16 protein-coding genes are annotated in these 17,246 nt (G+C 48.1%); 3 read left to right on the plus strand and 13 right to left on the minus strand.

Annotated elements, in window-relative coordinates; all coding sequences use genetic code 11:
• Window positions 1-81 precede the first annotated feature (81 nt).
• The 9 genes from dtd to gap form a co-directional block, all read right to left on the minus strand.
• Complete coding sequence (dtd, locus tag ACZMB2_RS01630; RefSeq protein WP_118769357.1) at window positions 82-531, minus strand: D-aminoacyl-tRNA deacylase; 450 nt, start codon at window positions 529-531, stop codon at window positions 82-84.
• 21 nt (window positions 532-552) lie between these two features.
• Window positions 553-1,134 (minus strand): Maf family protein, encoded by a 582-nt coding sequence (locus ACZMB2_RS01635; protein ID WP_487595208.1) that lies wholly within the window; start codon window positions 1,132-1,134, stop codon window positions 553-555.
• 73 nt (window positions 1,135-1,207) lie between these two features.
• Entirely contained in the window at window positions 1,208-2,512 is a 1,305-nt protein-coding gene (eno, locus tag ACZMB2_RS01640) for a phosphopyruvate hydratase (protein ID WP_487595209.1), read from the minus strand.
• A gap of 69 nt (window positions 2,513-2,581) precedes the next feature.
• Entirely contained in the window at window positions 2,582-3,943 is a 1,362-nt protein-coding gene (locus ACZMB2_RS01645) for an SH3 domain-containing protein (RefSeq protein ID WP_487595210.1), read from the minus strand.
• Between the two features lie 13 nt (window positions 3,944-3,956).
• A complete protein-coding gene (gene gpmI / locus ACZMB2_RS01650) occupies window positions 3,957-5,495 on the minus strand; it encodes a 2,3-bisphosphoglycerate-independent phosphoglycerate mutase (protein WP_487595211.1) in 1,539 nt (512 codons plus the stop codon).
• Between the two features lie 127 nt (window positions 5,496-5,622).
• Window positions 5,623-6,474: an aldo/keto reductase gene (locus ACZMB2_RS01655; protein WP_487595212.1), complete on the minus strand. Its 852-nt coding sequence runs from the start codon at window positions 6,472-6,474 to the stop codon at window positions 5,623-5,625.
• A gap of 75 nt (window positions 6,475-6,549) precedes the next feature.
• Window positions 6,550-7,299, minus strand: a complete 750-nt coding sequence (gene tpiA, locus ACZMB2_RS01660; RefSeq protein ID WP_117497228.1) for a triose-phosphate isomerase — start codon at window positions 7,297-7,299, stop codon at window positions 6,550-6,552.
• Between the two features lie 39 nt (window positions 7,300-7,338).
• Entirely contained in the window at window positions 7,339-8,562 is a 1,224-nt protein-coding gene (locus ACZMB2_RS01665; RefSeq protein WP_487595213.1) for a phosphoglycerate kinase, read from the minus strand.
• Between the two features lie 89 nt (window positions 8,563-8,651).
• On the minus strand, window positions 8,652-9,665 hold the full coding sequence (gap, locus tag ACZMB2_RS01670; RefSeq protein WP_487595214.1) for a type I glyceraldehyde-3-phosphate dehydrogenase: 1,014 nt from the start codon (window positions 9,663-9,665) through the stop codon (window positions 8,652-8,654).
• A 212-nt stretch (window positions 9,666-9,877) separates the two neighbouring features.
• On the opposite strand from gap, the gene ACZMB2_RS01675 reads away from it, so the two are divergent.
• The gene (locus ACZMB2_RS01675; protein ID WP_487595215.1) at window positions 9,878-10,684 is read left to right on the plus strand and encodes a histidinol-phosphatase HisJ family protein; all 807 of its coding nucleotides are present in this window, start codon (window positions 9,878-9,880) and stop codon (window positions 10,682-10,684) included.
• A 63-nt stretch (window positions 10,685-10,747) separates the two neighbouring features.
• Here the strand turns inward: ACZMB2_RS01675 and mnmA are convergent, their stop codons facing one another.
• From mnmA to ACZMB2_RS01695, 4 genes are read right to left on the minus strand one after another with little or no spacing between them, the layout of a single operon-like run.
• On the minus strand, window positions 10,748-11,827 hold the full coding sequence (gene mnmA / locus ACZMB2_RS01680; RefSeq protein ID WP_487595216.1) for a tRNA 2-thiouridine(34) synthase MnmA: 1,080 nt from the start codon (window positions 11,825-11,827) through the stop codon (window positions 10,748-10,750).
• 1 nt (window position 11,828) lies between these two features.
• Entirely contained in the window at window positions 11,829-12,266 is a 438-nt protein-coding gene (nifU, locus tag ACZMB2_RS01685) for a Fe-S cluster assembly scaffold protein NifU (protein ID WP_118769349.1), read from the minus strand.
• Window positions 12,267-12,313: 47 nt separating this feature from the next.
• Window positions 12,314-13,504, minus strand: coding sequence for a cysteine desulfurase NifS (nifS, locus tag ACZMB2_RS01690; protein WP_487595217.1), 1,191 nt, complete (start codon window positions 13,502-13,504; stop codon window positions 12,314-12,316).
• A 6-nt stretch (window positions 13,505-13,510) separates the two neighbouring features.
• Window positions 13,511-13,975 (minus strand): RrF2 family transcriptional regulator, encoded by a 465-nt coding sequence (locus ACZMB2_RS01695; protein ID WP_118769347.1) that lies wholly within the window; start codon window positions 13,973-13,975, stop codon window positions 13,511-13,513.
• Between the two features lie 476 nt (window positions 13,976-14,451).
• On the opposite strand from ACZMB2_RS01695, the gene ACZMB2_RS01700 reads away from it, so the two are divergent.
• Both ACZMB2_RS01700 and ACZMB2_RS01705 read left to right on the plus strand, forming a co-directional pair.
• Window positions 14,452-15,939, plus strand: coding sequence for an oligosaccharide flippase family protein (locus ACZMB2_RS01700; RefSeq protein WP_487595218.1), 1,488 nt, complete (start codon window positions 14,452-14,454; stop codon window positions 15,937-15,939).
• Window positions 15,940-16,216: 277 nt separating this feature from the next.
• Window positions 16,217-17,245: a 3-deoxy-7-phosphoheptulonate synthase gene (locus ACZMB2_RS01705; RefSeq protein WP_487595219.1), complete on the plus strand. Its 1,029-nt coding sequence runs from the start codon at window positions 16,217-16,219 to the stop codon at window positions 17,243-17,245.
• The last annotated feature ends 1 nt before the right edge of the window (window position 17,246 follow it).

Consider the following 17,246-nt stretch of genomic DNA (forward strand, 5'->3'; position numbering starts at 1 on the left):
CTCTGTCTGTTTCTTTGCGGTACAGTTTGCATACTTTCACCGTCCGCTTACTCTGTCAACACTTTACCATAGATTCCCCATTTATGCAAGCTGATCGGAATCAAGAAGAATAGTAAAGGGTCCATCGTTTAAAAGCTCCACCTTCATATCTGCGCCAAACTCCCCGGTCTCCACAGTTTCTACCTGTTCCCGGCACTTTGCAATGATGTATTCATACATTTCATTTGCCATGTCCGGCTTACCTGCCTTGATAAAGCTGGGACGGTTGCCATGCTTACAGTCCGCATACAGGGTAAACTGGGAAATCAAAAGGAGGCTTCCGCCTACTGTATGTATATCCAGATTGGTCTTGCCGTTCTCGTCCTCAAAAATGCGGAGTCCCAGCAGTTTTTTCACCATTTTATCTGCGGTCTCTTTTGTGTCCTCATCAGACACGCCGATCAGCACCATAAATCCCTGTCCGATCTTTCCAATGACATTGCCGTCTACGGTTACGGATGCATGGGTTACTCTCTGTACTACAAATCTCATCTTCTGTCTCCTTATGTTTCCTTATTTTCTAAGATCGATGCCTGCTGCCAGCACCTCCTGGTAGAGCCGCCCTACCGGGAGCCCTACCACATTATTATAATCACCTTCAATGCCGGACACATAAGCCGCAAACAGTCCCTGGATGCCGTAAGCACCGGCCTTATCCATAGGTTCTCCACTTGCCACATAATCCCGGATCTGTTCTTCTGTCATGGGATAAACATGCACGTGAGTAGTCTCTGCAAAACAGATCTCTTTTTTCCTGGCTCCATCCCGCAAAATAACCGTCACTCCGGTCAGTACCTGATGGGTCCGTCCCTGCAGCATCCGGATCATCCGCACAGCGTCCTCCTGATCCTTTGGTTTTCCCAGGATTTCATGATCTGCCACCACTACCGTATCTGCACCAATCACCACATCTCCGTCGGTCCGTGCTGCCACTTCCCGTGCTTTCTGCCGGGACAGCTCCTTTACTGCCTCCTCCGGTACCGTGGTATTAATGATTTCTTCTCCCTCTGCTTTCACGATCTCAAAAGAAATTCCGACCTGTGCCAGCAGTTCTTTCCGTCTCGGTGAGCCGGAAGCAAGTATGATGTTTCTCATAGATTTTTCTCCTCGTAACTGTTACCGCTATTCAGTGTACCAATTCCCGGCCTGGATTGCAATCTATAATCTGTCACTCTTTTGCAAAAGGGTTCCGGTAGGAAGCCAGTTCTCCCAGTTCCTCCTGAATCCGCAGCAGCTGGTTATATTTCTCCGTCCGCTCTGCCCGGCAGGGTGCCCCTGTCTTAATCTGTCCGGCACCAACCGCCACAGCAAGGTCTGCAATCAAGCTCTCGCAGGTTTCTCCACTTCGATGGGAAATAATTGTCCGGTAACCAGCCCTGTGTGCCATATGGATCGCATTGAGAGATTCTGTCAGCGTACCAATCTGATTGAGTTTAATCAAAATCGCATTGGCTGCTCCCAGTTGGATCCCGCAGGCCAAACGTTTTGTATTCGTCACAAAGAGATCATCCCCCACCAGCTGAAGCTTCCCGCCTAACCGTTCTGTCATAAGCTGCCAGCCGTCCCAGTCATCTTCCGACAGACCATCCTCCACAGATACCAGTGGGTATTTTTCTGCCAGCGCTTCATAATAATCAATGAGATCTTCTGCACTTCTGCTCACCAGATGACCTCCTTCTTTCGCCTCGCCCGGAAATTCATACCGGCCACTCTTCTCACTCACCAGTTCACTGGCTGCCGCATCCATGGCAAATACAAAATCCGTTCCCGGTTCATATCCTGCTTCTTCCACAGCCTCTTTCAGATACCAGAATGCTTCCTCTGCATTTTTCAGATCCGGGGCAAATCCGCCCTCATCTCCCACCGCTGCTGAAAGGCCTTCCTTTGCAAGCAGCAGTTTCAGTTTGTGATACACTTCCACTCCCATGCGCAGTCCTTCCCGGAAACAGCAGGCACCCACCGGCATAATCATAAACTCCTGAAAATCCAGGGAATTGGCCGCATGACGTCCTCCATTTAAGACATTCATCATGGGAACCGGCATGACGTCCGTCCCCACGCCTCCCAGATACTGATAAAGAGGCACGCCAAGGGCTGCTGCCGCTGCTTTCGCCACCGCCGCAGACACCGCCAGAATGGCGTTTGCTCCCAGGTTGGACTTATTTTCCGTACCATCCGCATCGATCAGCAGATGGTCAATATACCCCTGATTCAAGGCATTTTCTCCCAGCAGTACATTGGCAATCTTTGTATTCACATTGGAAATGGCTTTCTCCACGCCCAGTCCAAGGAACCGCTCCTGCCCATCCCGCAGCTCCACTGCTTCAAACCGCCCGGTAGATGCCCCTGAAGGAACCGACGCCCGGCCTTTATGGATGCCGTCCAGAATAACTTCCGCTTCTACCGTAGGATTCCCCCTGGAATCCAGGATTTCTCTTGCGTAAATATAAGTGATTGGCAGATACAGATTCATAAAAAAAGAACCTCCTCATACTGTTTTTGATAGTATGAGCAGGTTCTTCTGCTTCTATTCCGGTTTGAACTACTCAGCTGCAGTCAGGAACTCAGACTTCACATAGCCTTCTTTTCCATCCTGCTCAGTGCAGCGGATCTGTACCCACTCCTGAGATGCATCACCTACAACCTCCACCGTCTCACCGTTGGTCACTTTGGTTACAATGCTGCTGTCCGTGCTCGCTTCACTGCGGACATTAACAGAGCTTGCGCTTACCTTCATGGTTACAGTCTCCGGCTCTGCAGGTTCTTCTTCCGCCGGCTGTTCTTCTTCTGGAGTTTCCTCCTCAGAAGAATCCGCCTCTTCTGTCTGCTGATTCTCAGCCTCGCTGCTGTCATCAGAGCTGCTGTCGCCATCTCCGCGAATCACCAGTTCTGCATCGCCCTCCTGGTCATCCTCTGCTTCCTGTTCCGTTGTCACAGATGCATCATTTCCTTTGCTTTTGTCCAGAAATGTTTTCACACCAAAACCAACAATTGCCACAATAACTAATGCAAGAATGACACCGATAATGACCATTTTCTTGTTATCATCTTCCAGATCCCAGTCATAACGGTCGTCATCCTCATCTTCGTCATCCTCGTCGTCTTCGTCGTCGAGATCTTCGTCGTCCTCATCATCCTCGTCTTCGTCGTCGGCGTCTTCTTCCTCGTCATCCTCTTCCGGCTCTTCTACTACCGGAGCAGCCTTTTTCTTCTTCGGCTTCTCAGGCTCTACTTCTACATCTGCCACAAAGTAATCAAAATCATCCTCTTTGGCAGAAGTCTCCTCCGCCTTTACACCTGCTGCGTTTGCTGCACGCTCATAGATGCCGTCTACCCACTGGTCAGATTCCGCAGTCAATACCTGGCGAAAAGCTGCTGCAATCAGTATTCTCCAGTCACTGGTGTAAACAGTTTCTCTTTCCGGCTGATTCTTTGTCAGATTCGGCAGAAGGTTTTTCACCTTTCCAAGCTCTGACTCTATTTTTTCCTCCGGAAGTCCGAAAATCTCAGAAATCTCTTTGCCGGAAAATTCATCCTGGAAAGACATCATCAGAAGAATTCTGTGCAGAAGCGGCAGCGCTGCCGGAACTGCTGCCAGTGTGCTCTTTCCGCAGTGCTGGCCTTTTACCTGTGCACTGAGCAGCTGATGATAATTCTTTCGCATTTCCTGATAATATTTCTGCCAGAACCAGTGTTCCGGCTGCTCCGGAATTGCCATGGTTCCTGCATTTTCAAAGAACGCAGCATAAAAGGTCTCCATAAAATCTGCGGTCTGCTTTTCATCCTGAAGAATCATCAGGTTTCTGCAGTATACTTCTTCATATGTTGCATCATACAACTTACGGTATCCCTGATGTTCCCCTTTTCCCAGTTCTTCCAGGGCGCGTCTCATCTCAAGTATCATAAAAACTCCTACCTTATCTTACAAGCAGAGATTTTCCTGTCATCTCTGCAGGCTGTTCCATTCCCATCAGCTCCAGAAGAGTCGGGATAATGTCTGCCAGGCATCCGCCCTCACGCAGCTTGTATGCCGGGTCTGCATTTACCAGAATGAACGGAACCGGGTTGGTGGTATGTGCGGTATAGGGCTCACCAGTCTCATAATCTACCAGCTGCTCTGCATTTCCGTGGTCTGCGCAAATGAACATCTGTCCATCCACTTCTTTCAGTGCTGCAACTGCTTTTCCTACGCACTCATCAACTACTTCGATTGCCTTCACTGCTGCTGCCTCTACTCCGGTATGACCTACCATATCCGGGTTTGCAAAGTTAATAATAATCACGTCGTATTTGTCGGAACGGATTGCTTCGCACAGACGATCGCATACTTCGTAAGCGCTCATCTCCGGCTGCAGATCGTAGGTTGCAACCTTCGGAGATTTTACAAGGATACGGTCCTCTCCCTTGTTTGGCTGCTCTACACCACCATTAAAGAAGAAGGTAACATGTGCATATTTCTCTGTCTCGGCAATACGGGCCTGGGTCTTACCATGGGCAGCCAGATATTCGCCGAAGGTATTGTGAAGCTCAACTTTCTTAAATGCAATGATGGTATTCGGGATAGTTGCATCATACTGAGTGAAACATACATAGGTCAGATCCAGCTTCTTCTCTCTTGCGAATCCGTCAAACTCATCTGCACAGAAGGCTCTGGTGATCTCTCTTGCACGGTCCGGACGGAAGTTGAAGAAAATCACGGAATCTTTATCCTGAATGGTTGCTACCGGCTTGCCGTCTTCCATTACAACACTCGGTTTTACAAATTCGTCATGAACTTCTTCTTTATAGGAATTTGCCACTGCGCATACCGGGCACTCTGCCGGAACGCCTTCTCCTTTGGTCAGTGCCTTGTAAGCCAGCTCTACACGATCCCAGCGATTATCACGGTCCATTGCATAATAGCGGCCCATAACGGTAGCAATCTTACCAACGCCGATCTCTTTCATCTTATCACTTAACTGTTTTACAAAATCTTTTCCGGATGCAGGCGGAGTATCACGGCCATCCAGGAAGCAGTGAACGAAAACTTTCTCCAGCCCTTCACGTTTTGCCATTTCGAGAAGCGCATACAGATGCGTAATATGACTATGCACGCCGCCATCGGAAAGCAATCCATAAAGATGAAGGGAAGAATTATTCTTCTTCGCATTCTCCATAGCAGTCAGAAGTGCTTCATTCTTGAAGAAATCACCATCCTGAATCTCTTTGGTAATTCTGGTCAGTTCCTGATATACAATGCGGCCAGCGCCCATATTCATATGTCCTACCTCGGAGTTACCCATCTGTCCGTCCGGAAGACCTACTGCCAGTCCACTGGCATTTCCTTTTACAAACGGATATTCTTTCATCAGCTGATCCATTACCGGGGTAGCTGCCTCCGCAATGGCATTTCCATCTTTTCTGTCATTCAGTCCATAACCGTCCAGAATCATCAACACTGTTGGTTTTTTACTCATTCTTTTATCTCCTTTATCATCTATCTTTAGAGGCCTGTCTTCAGGACAAGCCTGTAACCAGCCATATGTCATTGTACATGAAGTCCGCGCAACATGCAAGCAATCACAACACGATTTCAGACTTTTTTCACTGCTGTGCCGGAACCCTTGGCAGATCCGGATGTTCTCCTGACCATCCCATCTGGGGCAGTCCCCGCAGAAACCAGAGATCTTCCTCTTCAATGGTAAATTCCGGCAATTCCAGATTCTGTCCCATTCGCTCCGGCACTGATGCCTTGGGAATCACACCAATTCCCAGCTGCAAGAGAAACCTTAACAAAAATTGAGCCGCTGATACCTGATATTTCTCAGCCATCTTCTGTACCTGCTCCTGTTCCATAATTCTTCTTCTGCCCAAGGGGCTCCAGGCCTGTACCAGAATCTGATGCTCTTTGCAATAAGCAACTGCGGCTTCCTGCAAATAACCCACATGTAATTCCAGCTGATCTACCATCGGCTGAATCTCTGCTGTCTTTTGAATATTTACCAGATGATGGGGAAGAAAATTGCTGACACCAATGGCCCGTACTTTTCCTTCTTTATATAATTCTTCCAGGGCTCTCCAGCTCTCCCGGTCCAGTTCTTTCCAGTCTGCAGATTCCGGATCCGGTTTTGGCCAGTGCAGCAGAAACAGATCCAAATAATCTGTCTGCAGCCTTTCCAGAGACTCCTGAAAGCTTTTTTTCGTATTCTCATAACCCAGATTGGTCTTCCATACTTTCGAGGTAAGGAAGATCTCTTTTCGGGAAATGCCACTCCGGGCCATGGCTTTTCCTACTTGTTCTTCATTTTTATAAGCAGCTGCTGTATCCAGAAGACGATATCCAGTCTCCAATGCCTGACCGATCACCCGTTCATCACTTCCGTCAGTGCTCTTATACGTACCAAATCCAATTTTCGGCATTTTCACGCCATTTGACAGTACAAAATAATTCTCCATCTTCATTCCTCTTCTTTATGCAAAGAGAGAGAAGACAAACGCCTTCTCTCCCTCTCACTTCATTTCTGCAATGAATTATTTCCAGTTTACAATTTTTCCAAAGTCCGGTTTCAGAGCAGCGCCGCCTACCAGGCCGCCATCGATATCCGGCTGTACGAACAGTTCCGGAGCAGTTGCAGCGTTTACAGATCCGCCGTACTGGATACGGATAGCTTCTGCAGTTGCCTCATCATAGATCTCTGCGATGCACTCACGGATGCCCTTGCATACTTCCTGAGCCTGCTCAGTAGTAGCGGTCTTTCCGGTTCCGATAGCCCAGATCGGCTCGTAAGCGATCACTGCGGTCTTAGCCTGCTCTGCAGTTACACCAAGGAAACCAACCTTAACCTGCTGACGGATGAAGTCCATGGTAACGCCCTGCTCTCTCTGAGTCAGAGTCTCGCCACAGCACATGATCGGGGTCAGGCCGTGCTCAAATGCTTTCAGCATTTTCTTATTAACAGTCTCGCTGGTCTCTGCGAAGTACTCTCTTCTCTCAGAGTGTCCAAGGATAACATATTTTACACCTACATCAGTCAGCATGTTCGGGGAAATCTCTCCGGTGTAAGCACCTTTCTCCTCGAAGTACATGTTCTCTGCACCAACCTGGATGTTGGAACCTTTTGCAGCTTCCATAACCGGGATGATATCGATAGCCGGTACGCAGAATACTACGTCAGCGTCCTCAGTAGCTACCAGCGGCTTTAAAGTGTTTACCAGTTCTACTGCCTCGCTGGGAGTCATGTTCATTTTCCAGTTTCCAGCAATAATTTTCTTTCTTGCCATTGTTATGTTCCTCCTAAAAAATATATATCAATGCTAATTCTATTTATCGTCTGCTGCCATAACGCCCGGAAGCTCTTTGCCCTCCAGGAACTCAAGGGAAGCTCCGCCACCGGTGGAAATATGGCTCATCTTATCGCCAAATCCAAGAGTGTTGACTGCTGCCGCGGAATCTCCACCACCGATAATGGTAGTAGCATCGGTCTCTGCCAGTGCTTTTGCAACTGCGATGGTTCCTTTTGCAAGGATCGGGTTCTCAAATACACCCATCGGTCCGTTCCAAACAACGGTCTTAGCAGATTTTACTGCCTCTGCATAAAGCTCAGCAGTCTTCGGTCCGATATCCAGACCCATCTTGTCAGCCGGGATTGCCTTGCTGTCAACAACCTCAACAGCGATCTCAGCGTCGATCGGGTTCGGGAATGCTGCTGCAATGGTAGTATCTACCGGAAGAAGCAGTTTCTTTCCAAGCTTCTCAGCTTTCTCGATCATCTCTTTGCAATAATCCAGTTTGGTATCATCTACCAGAGAAGTACCAACTTCTGCGCCCTGTGCTTTCAGGAAGGTATAAGCCATTCCGCCGCCGATGATCAGGGTATCGCATTTCTCCAGAAGGTTGGAGATTACGTTCAGCTTATCAGCAACTTTTGCACCGCCAAGGATAGCAACGAAAGGACGAACCGGGTTCTCTACAGCGTTGCCAAGGAAGTTAATCTCTTTCTCCATCAGGTATCCAACTACATTCTGTCCGCCTTTTGCGGTGATGAATTTGGTTACGCCTGCAACAGAAGCATGTGCTCTGTGGGAAGATCCGAATGCGTCACATACATAGATGTCAGCCAGGTCAGCCAGCTCTTTGCTGAACTCCTCACCGTTCTTGGTCTCTTCTGCACCACGGAAACGGGTATTCTGAAGAAGAACTACATCTCCGTCTTTCATGTTCTCAACAGCTTTGGTAGCTGCCTCTCCGGTTACATGATAATCGGATACAAATACAACCTCTTTGCCAAGTTTCTCGGAAAGACGTTTTGCAACCGGTGCAAGGGACTCTCCCTCGTTCGGGCCATTCTTTACTTTTCCAAGATGGGAGCAGAGAATTACTTTTCCTCCGTCAGCGATGAGCTTTTTGATGGTCGGAAGTGCTGCTACGATACGGGTCTCATCTGTGATCACGCCATCTTTCAGCGGAACGTTGAAATCGCATCTAACCAGGACACGTTTGCCCTTTGCGTTGATATCATCGATAGATTTCTTATTTAATGACATTTGAAAATGCCTCCATTTCTTTCTGGATTAAAAAAAGGTCCGGTCCTGAAGACCGGACCTTTTGAGGTCTTAAAATCGTTTTGCTAGGCTTATGCTAACTCAGCGAAATATTTGATAGTACGAACCATCTGAGAAACATAGGAGTTCTCGTTATCATACCAAGAAACAACCTCTACCTGGGTCTTTCCATCCGGAAGCGGGGAAACCATAGTCTGGGTAGCATCGAACAGAGAACCAAATCTCATACCAACGATATCGCTGGATACGATCTCATCCTCGTTGTATCCGAAGGACTCAGTAGCTGCTGCTTTCATAGCTGCGTTGATCTCTTCTTTGGTTACAGCTTTGTCTACAACTGCGAACAGAAGAGTGGTAGATCCGGTCGGGGTCGGTACACGCTGAGCAGCACCGATCAGTTTGCCGTTCAGTTCCGGAATAACAAGACCGATTGCTTTTGCAGCACCAGTGCTGTTCGGAACGATGTTGATTGCGCCTGCACGGCTTCTTCTCAGATCGCCTTTTCTCTGCGGTCCGTCAAGGATCATCTGATCACCAGTGTAAGCATGGATGGTGCACATAATACCGGACTCGATCGGAGCCAGATCGTTCAGAGCTTTTGCCATCGGTGCCAGGCAGTTGGTGGTACAGGAAGCTGCGGAAATAACAGTATCCTCTTTGGTCAGGGTCTCATGGTTTACATTGTATACGATAGTCGGCAGATCGTTTCCAGCCGGAGCAGAGATAACAACTTTCTTAGCGCCTGCAGCGATATGAGCAGAAGCTTTCTCTTTAGAGGTGTAGAATCCGGTACACTCCAGAACTACATCTACGCCGATCTCTCCCCACGGAAGCTCAGCTGCGTTAGCTTTTGCATAAATTTTGATCTCTTTTCCGTCAACGATGATGGAATCTTCGGTTGCAGATACGGTATCAGCCAGAGCGTATTTACCCTGAGAAGAATCGTATTTCAGAAGATGAGCAAGCATTTTCGGGGAAGTAAGGTCGTTGATTGCTACAACCTCATATCCTTCTGCGCCAAACATCTGTCTGAATGCCAGACGGCCAATACGTCCGAATCCATTGATAGCTACTTTTACTGCCATGATTAATTCCTCCTAAAAGTTGAAAATGATAAATTTCTGATCCTTTAACTCTTACTATGATTGTTAAAAGATCATCAACCGTTACTTATTTTAACTGCTTTGTCCAAAAATATCAATACCTAATTGAAAAGATTCTCTATTTTCTTTCTTTACTTTATGATCATAATCCTCTATCATTGGGAAAGAATGATTTACACAGGAGGAAATTTCCTTTGAATATTTTATCTGACTGTCATGTACATACTTCTTTTTCCGGTGACTCCAGCGCTTCTCCTGAGTCCGTAATTGAGCATGCTCTTGATCTCCATATGGCGCATCTGTGCCTGACGGATCATATGGATTACGACTATGTGGAGGACGGTCTGTGTTTTGAATTTGACCCCAAACTGTATTTCCAGCAGCTTACCGCCCTGCGTTCCCGTTATCAGGACAGAATTGATCTGAACATTGGGATTGAGCTGGGACTGCAGCCTTATTTAAACAAACGTCACCACAACTTGATCTTTTCCTACCCCTTTGACTTTGTCATTGGATCCATCCATCTGGTGAATGGAAAGGATCCTTACTATCCTTCTTATTTTGAAGGCCGGGAAGAAAAGGAAGGTTATATGGAATATTTTGAATGCTGCCTGCAGAATCTGGAAGCTTACTGTAACTTCGATACGTTGGGCCATCTGGATTACGTTGTACGCTACGGTCCTAATCAGAACCGGGATTACCATTATGCACAGTATCAGGAAATTCTGGATGCGATTCTGAAATATCTGGTAAAGAAAGATATCGGTCTGGAAGTCAATACCGGCGGTTTTAAATATGGGCTGGGAACAACAAATCCCTGCCCGGAAATTATCCGCCGTTACAAAGAACTGGGCGGCAAAATCATCACCCTTGGCTCCGATGCCCACGAACCTAACTATCTGGCCTATGAGTTCGACAGAGCAGCAGAACTGATCCGTTCCTGCGGATTTTCATCCTACTTTATCTTCAAAAACCGGATTCCCACGGAATTGCCGTTATAATTCCTATGTAAAGCACGCAAAAAAATCCTCTGAAGAATCTCTTCCTCAGAGGATTTTTCATTACTATTTGATAATGGTGCCGCCTCCGGCTACGTACTCTCCATCATAGAATACCACTGCCTGTCCCGGTGTCACTGCACGAACCGGCTCGTCGAAGACACATTCCACTTCGTCTTCTCCCACCATCCGCGCGGTACACATGGCACCACTGTGATTATAACGGATCTTGGCAAGAAAACGCCTTTCTCCGTCAAGTTCCGGAATGCTCATCCAGTTCAAACGATTAGCGCGAAGTATAGTGCTGAATACCGCATCTGCCTCTCCGATCACCACTTCTCCCGTCTCCGGGCGAATCTCCGTTACCACTACCGGCCGGCCCATGGCCAGTCCAAGTCCTTTCCGCTGGCCGATGGTGTAATGAGTGATTCCTTTATGCTTTCCGATGACTCTGCCATCTTCCCACACAAAGTTACCTTCCGGAATCTTTCTGCCGGAATTTTCTTCAATAAAATGAGCATAGTCCCCGTCCCGCACAAAACAGATCTCCTGGCTGTCCGGCTTATGAGCCACCGGAAGCCCCGCCTCTTCTGCAAAGGCACGGATCTGATCCTTTGTATAAGCTCCTACCGGCATCAATGTATGGGACAGCTGCTCCTGGGTCAGATTGTAAAGAGCATAGGTCTGATCCTTTGCTGCTGTGGCAGAATTCTTAATGGCATACCGGCCATTGGGCAGGTGTTCAATCTGTGCATAATGACCGGTTGCAATATAGTCTGCTCCGATATCAAGACTGCGCTTCAGCAGAGATTCCCATTTTACATAGCGGTTACAGGCGATACAGGGATTGGGTGTACGGCCTTTTAAGTACTCGTCCATAAAATAGTCGATGACCCGCTCCTTGAAATCCTGCTTGAAGTTCATCACATAGTAGGGAATCTCCAGTCTGGACGCTACTCTTCTGGCATCGTCTACCGCAGAGAGGCCACAGCATCCACCATTTGCCTCCACCTGATCCGGATCTTCATCCTGCCAGATCTGCATGGTAACGCCCCATACTTCATAACCCTGCTTCTGAAGAAGCCAGGCCGCCACGGAAGAATCTACGCCGCCGGACATTCCGACAACGACCTTCTTTTTCTCCATTTTAGTATTCTTCCTCTTCTTCTCCCTCATGAATGTCAGACTTCGGTTTCTTCAGTCCGTCAATCTTGATGTGGTTCTTCTCTGCATAATCCCACAGTGCTGCATGGATTGCCTCCTCTGCCAGCAGGGAGCAGTGTACTTTTACAGGCGGAAGTCCGTCCAGTGCTTCCATAACTGCTTTATTGGTAACTTCCAGAGCTTCATAGATGCTCTTTCCTTTTACCAGCTCTGTTGCCATGCTGCTGGTTGCAACTGCAGCGCCGCAGCCGAAGGTTTTGAATTTCACATCACGGATGATCTGGTTCTCATCGATATCAAAATAAATTCTCATGATATCGCCGCATTTTGCATTTCCTACGGTACCAACTCCGCTGGCATTCTCGATCTCTCCTACGTTTCTCGGATGCTGGAAATGATCCATTACTTTATCACTATACATATCTTTTTCCTCTTTTCTAAAATACTCCGCCGACTAGACTGTCGATCTTATTTCTGTTTTTTCATGAAGTCCTCATAAAGCGGAGACATACTTCTCAGTCTTGCCACGATCTTCTTGATGCACTCTACTACATAGTCAATGTCTTCCAGGGTAGTCTCCTCACTTAAGGTCAGACGCAGAGAGCCATGGGCGATCTCATGGGGCAGTCCGATGGCCAGAAGAACATGGGACGGATCCAAAGATCCTGATGTACAGGCAGAGCCACTGGAACCACAGATACCATCCATATCCAGCATGATCAGAAGGGACTCACCCTCTACGAACTGGAAGCTGAAGTTTGCATTGTTCGGCAGACGGTCAGTTCTGTGTCCGTTCAGTCTGGTGTAGGGAACCTCTGCCAGCACACGGTCGATCAGATGATTTCTCAGTTCGATCTCTTTTGCAGTACGCTCTTTCATGGTTCTTGCCGCCCGCTCTGCTGCCACGCCATATCCTACGATACCCGGCACATTCTCAGTACCTGCACGTCTCTTTCTCTCCTGCGCTCCGCCGTGAATAAAGCTTCTGATCTTCACGCCTTTACGGATATACAGGAAACCAATTCCCTTCGGTCCGTTCAGTTTGTGTCCGCTGGAGCTTAACATATCAATGTTCAGTTCGTCTACATTAATAGGAAGCTGTCCATATGCCTGCACTGCATCTGTATGGAACAGAATGCCGTGTTTCTTCGCAATCTCACCAATCTCTTTGATCGGCTGGATGGTTCCGATCTCGTTGTTTGCAAACATTACGCTGATCAGAATGGTGGTCGGGCGGATTGCCTTCTCAAGCTCATCCAGTTTTACTTTACCAAATTCATCCACATCCACATAGGTCACTTCAAAACCATGTTTCTCCAGCCACTCGCCGGTATGAAGAATGGCATGATGCTCAATCTTCGTGGTAATGATGTGGTTTCCTTTCTCTTTGTATGCCTCAGCAGTTGCTTTCAGCGCCCAGTTATCAGACTCGCTGCCGCCAGCGGTAAAATAGATCTCCTCCGGATTTGCTCCCAGAGTCTTTGCAATCTTCTCTCTGCCTGCTGTAATGGCTTCTTTGCTCTTCTGGGAAAAGCTGTAAACGCTGGAGGGGTTACCATACATTTCTGTAAAATAAGGAAGCATTGCCTCCACTACTTCCGGCGCTGTTTTGGTTGTTGCCGCATTATCAAGATAAATAAGCTTCTTCTCTTCGCTCATATCCAATCACTCCTTTTTTTCACAACATGATCCTGGAATCTGACTTTTCTTCTGTACCGCCCTGCTCTCTTCCAGCAGTTCGCTCAGTTTTATCTCATCCACTGTCCGATTGATACTATCGTTAATCCGCTGCCATACATATTTTGTCACACACACATCAGAACCGTCACATCCGCTGCTGTTCTGGATGCCAGGGCATTCCACCGGGTCAAGATTCCCTTCCAGTGCACGGAGCACATCTCCCACGGAAATCTCTTCCACCGGACGTCCCGGTACATAACCGCCGCACGCACCGCGCACGCTGGTAACCAGGCCTGCCTTCCGAAGCTTCGCAATGAGCTGCTCCAGATAGCTCTCCGATATGTGTTGTCTGGCTGCAATACTTGCTATTGATGCCGGTTCTTTTTCCGAATACAATGCCAGATCTATCATGGCGCGAAGACCGTAGCGTCCTTTTGTAGACAGCTTCATAATCATCACCCCGTTCTAATTCCGAGTATTTTTGTCGGATTTCATTGTTGATAATATCATTCCAGTTACGTTCTGTCAAGCACTCATTCGGAATATATTTTGTAACTATTCAGAGCCATGCAAAACTGCGTTCTGCGAATGCTTGCATTCAGGCAGATAAGCAGTTTTATATGGCGAAATAACCACATGAGCAAAAGTAAAGCTGCGCAGCAGCGATTTTGCGAATGGGGTTCTGAATAGTTACATATATTTTAGAAAAAAGGAACCTCGTTACAGTTCACAGTTATGCATACAGGTGGAAATAACAGACTGTGAGCGGAACCGCTCGCGCTAAGTCCTCGATCCAACGGTACTAACCTTCGAATATCGCCTGCTGCTCATTCTCAGGAAGTACCGGGACTGCGGACGTTCCTTTCACAGTGAGTTATTTCCACCTTCCAGCTTATTTCCTGTAAACTGTATCGGAAGTACTATCTATGCGATCTTTCTCCTTCTTTCAGGGTACCCTGATCCTGACCATCTCTGGTCTTTTGATTAAATTTTTAGGCTTCTTTTATAAGATATTCCTGGCACAGGCTCTGGGTGCGGAAGGGATGGGCATCTATCAGCTTATTTTCCCCGTATTTGCCGTCTGTCATTCCCTGACTTCCTCCGGTCTTGAAGTGGCTATTTCCCGTTTCACGGCCCGCTCCCGCGGTCATGAGCAATCGGATTATCTCTGGGCCGGGCTCTTTCTGACACTGACCTCATCCCTGGTTATCGGTCTTTTCCTCTGGACCAGGTCTGATTTCATTGCCCTTACTTTGCTCCATGAGACACGATGTGCTCCCCTCTTAAAAATTCTGGCAGCCACCATTCCCCTGGCCGGCTTTCACGGCTGTTTCTGCGGGTTCTGCCTTGGCCGGAAAAATGCATCTCTTCCTGCCTTTTCGCAGCTTACAGAACAGGCTGTCAGAATTGGTTCTGTCTGGCTTCTTTATCACATTTTCCTGCAGGAAGGTATGGAAATTACTCCCATGCTCGCCGCTGCAGGTCTGCTCACCGGAGAAATCGCATCAGTTCTTTTCATATTCACCTTTGCTGCCAATAAGACTTTGCTGCCCTCCAGCCTGTCCGCCTGTTTTCACCGGTGCCGGACGCTGCTCACCATGTCTATTCCTGTCACCGCCAGCCGTGTCAGTCTGACTTTACTTCAAAGTGTGGAAGCGGTCCTGATTCCTCTGTCGCTCCGGCAATCCGGTCTCTCTTCCACAGAAGCTCTAAGTCTGTATGGCATTCTCACCGGTATGTCCCTGTCTTTCCTGCTCTTTCCAAACGCAGTCACCTCTTCTTTATCCGCTATGTTACTGCCGGTAGTATCTGAGGAGCAGGCAAAAGGGAATATGCAAAAAATCTCCCAGGCCATCGAATATACTCTGCTCTTCGGCATGAGCATCGGTATTCTCTGCATGGGTATTTTTCTGCGCTTTGGAAAAGAGCTGGGAACACTATGCTTCCATCAGCCGCTGGCTGGAGAATTCTTACAGACCCTGGCATGGATCTGCCCGTTCCTTTATCTGTCCGGCAACTTAAGCAGCATCCTTCACGGACTCGGAAAAACCCCGGTTACTTTTTTTAATCAGCTGGCTGCCCTGCTGGTACGGATTTTCTGCATCGTCCTTTTCGTTCCCTTTACCGGCATTCAGGGCGTTCTGTGGGGCATTCTGGCAGGTGAACTTCTCCTGTCCTTTCTGGGCATCCGCTCCGTTGCATCTTATGTCACGCCCTCCATCGGTCTTGATGCCTATGTATTGAAACCTGCTGCCGCCATACTCTTATCTATGGGAGGAATTCATATGCTAAAACCCGCTGCCAGTATCTTCGGCCTGTTCCTACAAATTGCTTTGATGTGTCTTGGATACCTGCTCCTTTTATTTTTCTTTGGTATCTGGAAGCTGCTGCGTCCATTGACAATGCGCCGATAACAGGACGTGCAGAAGTGACAGCCTGTGAAGGGAACGTCCGCAGTCCCGGTACTTCACGAGAACGAGCGGTCAGCGACATTCGAGTGTTAGTACCGCTGGATCGAGGACTTAGCGCGAGCGGTTCCTCTTCACAGCCTGTCACTTTGACTCGTCCGGCTGCGGGTGAACTGTCTTGGCGTTCACTTTTTTACGTCAAAGCGTCAAAGTAATGTATTTACAACCGTAAAAAACTATATTATAATGTATCGCAGTAAGCAAACACACGAAGGAGACTGTTATGGGATTCACATTTAACAAAAAGCTGCCAATCCCGAAGGAAATCAAGGCTATGTACCCACTTTCCGAGAAATGTGCAGCGTTAAAAGCACAGAGAGATAAAGAAATCGCCGATGTTATCACCGGAAAAGACGACCGTTTTCTGATTATCGTCGGACCTTGTTCCGCTGACAACGAGACGGCTGTTATGGATTATCTGCACCGCCTGGTTCCGATTCAGGAGCAGATCAAAGACAAATGTATCATCATTCCGCGTATCTACACCAACAAGCCGAGAACGACCGGTGAAGGATACAAGGGAATGGTTCATCAGCCGGACCCGGAAGCAGCACCGGACCTTCTGGAAGGTCTCATTGCCATCCGTAAACTTCACATCCGCAACATTGAGGAGACCGGACTTACCGCAGCAGATGAGATGCTCTATCCGGAAAACTGGTGGTATCTGGCAGATCTGCTTTCTTATGTGGCAGTCGGTGCCCGTTCCGTAGAGGATCAGCAGCATCGTATGACCGTCAGCGGTTTTGACGTACCGGCAGGTATGAAGAACCCGACCAGCGGTGATATGACCGTAATGCTCAACTCTGTTGTTGCTGCTCAGCATGCTCACTCCTTTATTTACAGAGGATGGGATGTCGACACCTCCGGCAACCCCCTTGCTCACACCGTACTCCGCGGTGCTGTCAACAAGCACGGACAGGTACTTCCGAACTATCACTACGAAGATCTCCGCCTGCTCTGTGAGCTGTACGCAGAGAAGAACCTGAAGAATCCGGCATGCGTGGTTGATACCAACCACTCCAACTCCAACAAGCAGTATCTGGAGCAGATCCGTATTGCAAAAGAAATACTTCACAGCCGCCGTTACAGCGACGACATCCACAAACTGGTCAAAGGGCTGATGATCGAGAGCTACATCGAAGATGGCAGCCAGAAGATCCATGATCATGTTTATGGAAAATCCATCACCGATCCCTGCCTTGGCTGGGAGAAGACTGAGCGTCTTCTCTTCGAGATTGCAGAGACCTGCTAAA

This window comes from Hominiventricola sp. (assembly GCF_057604405.1).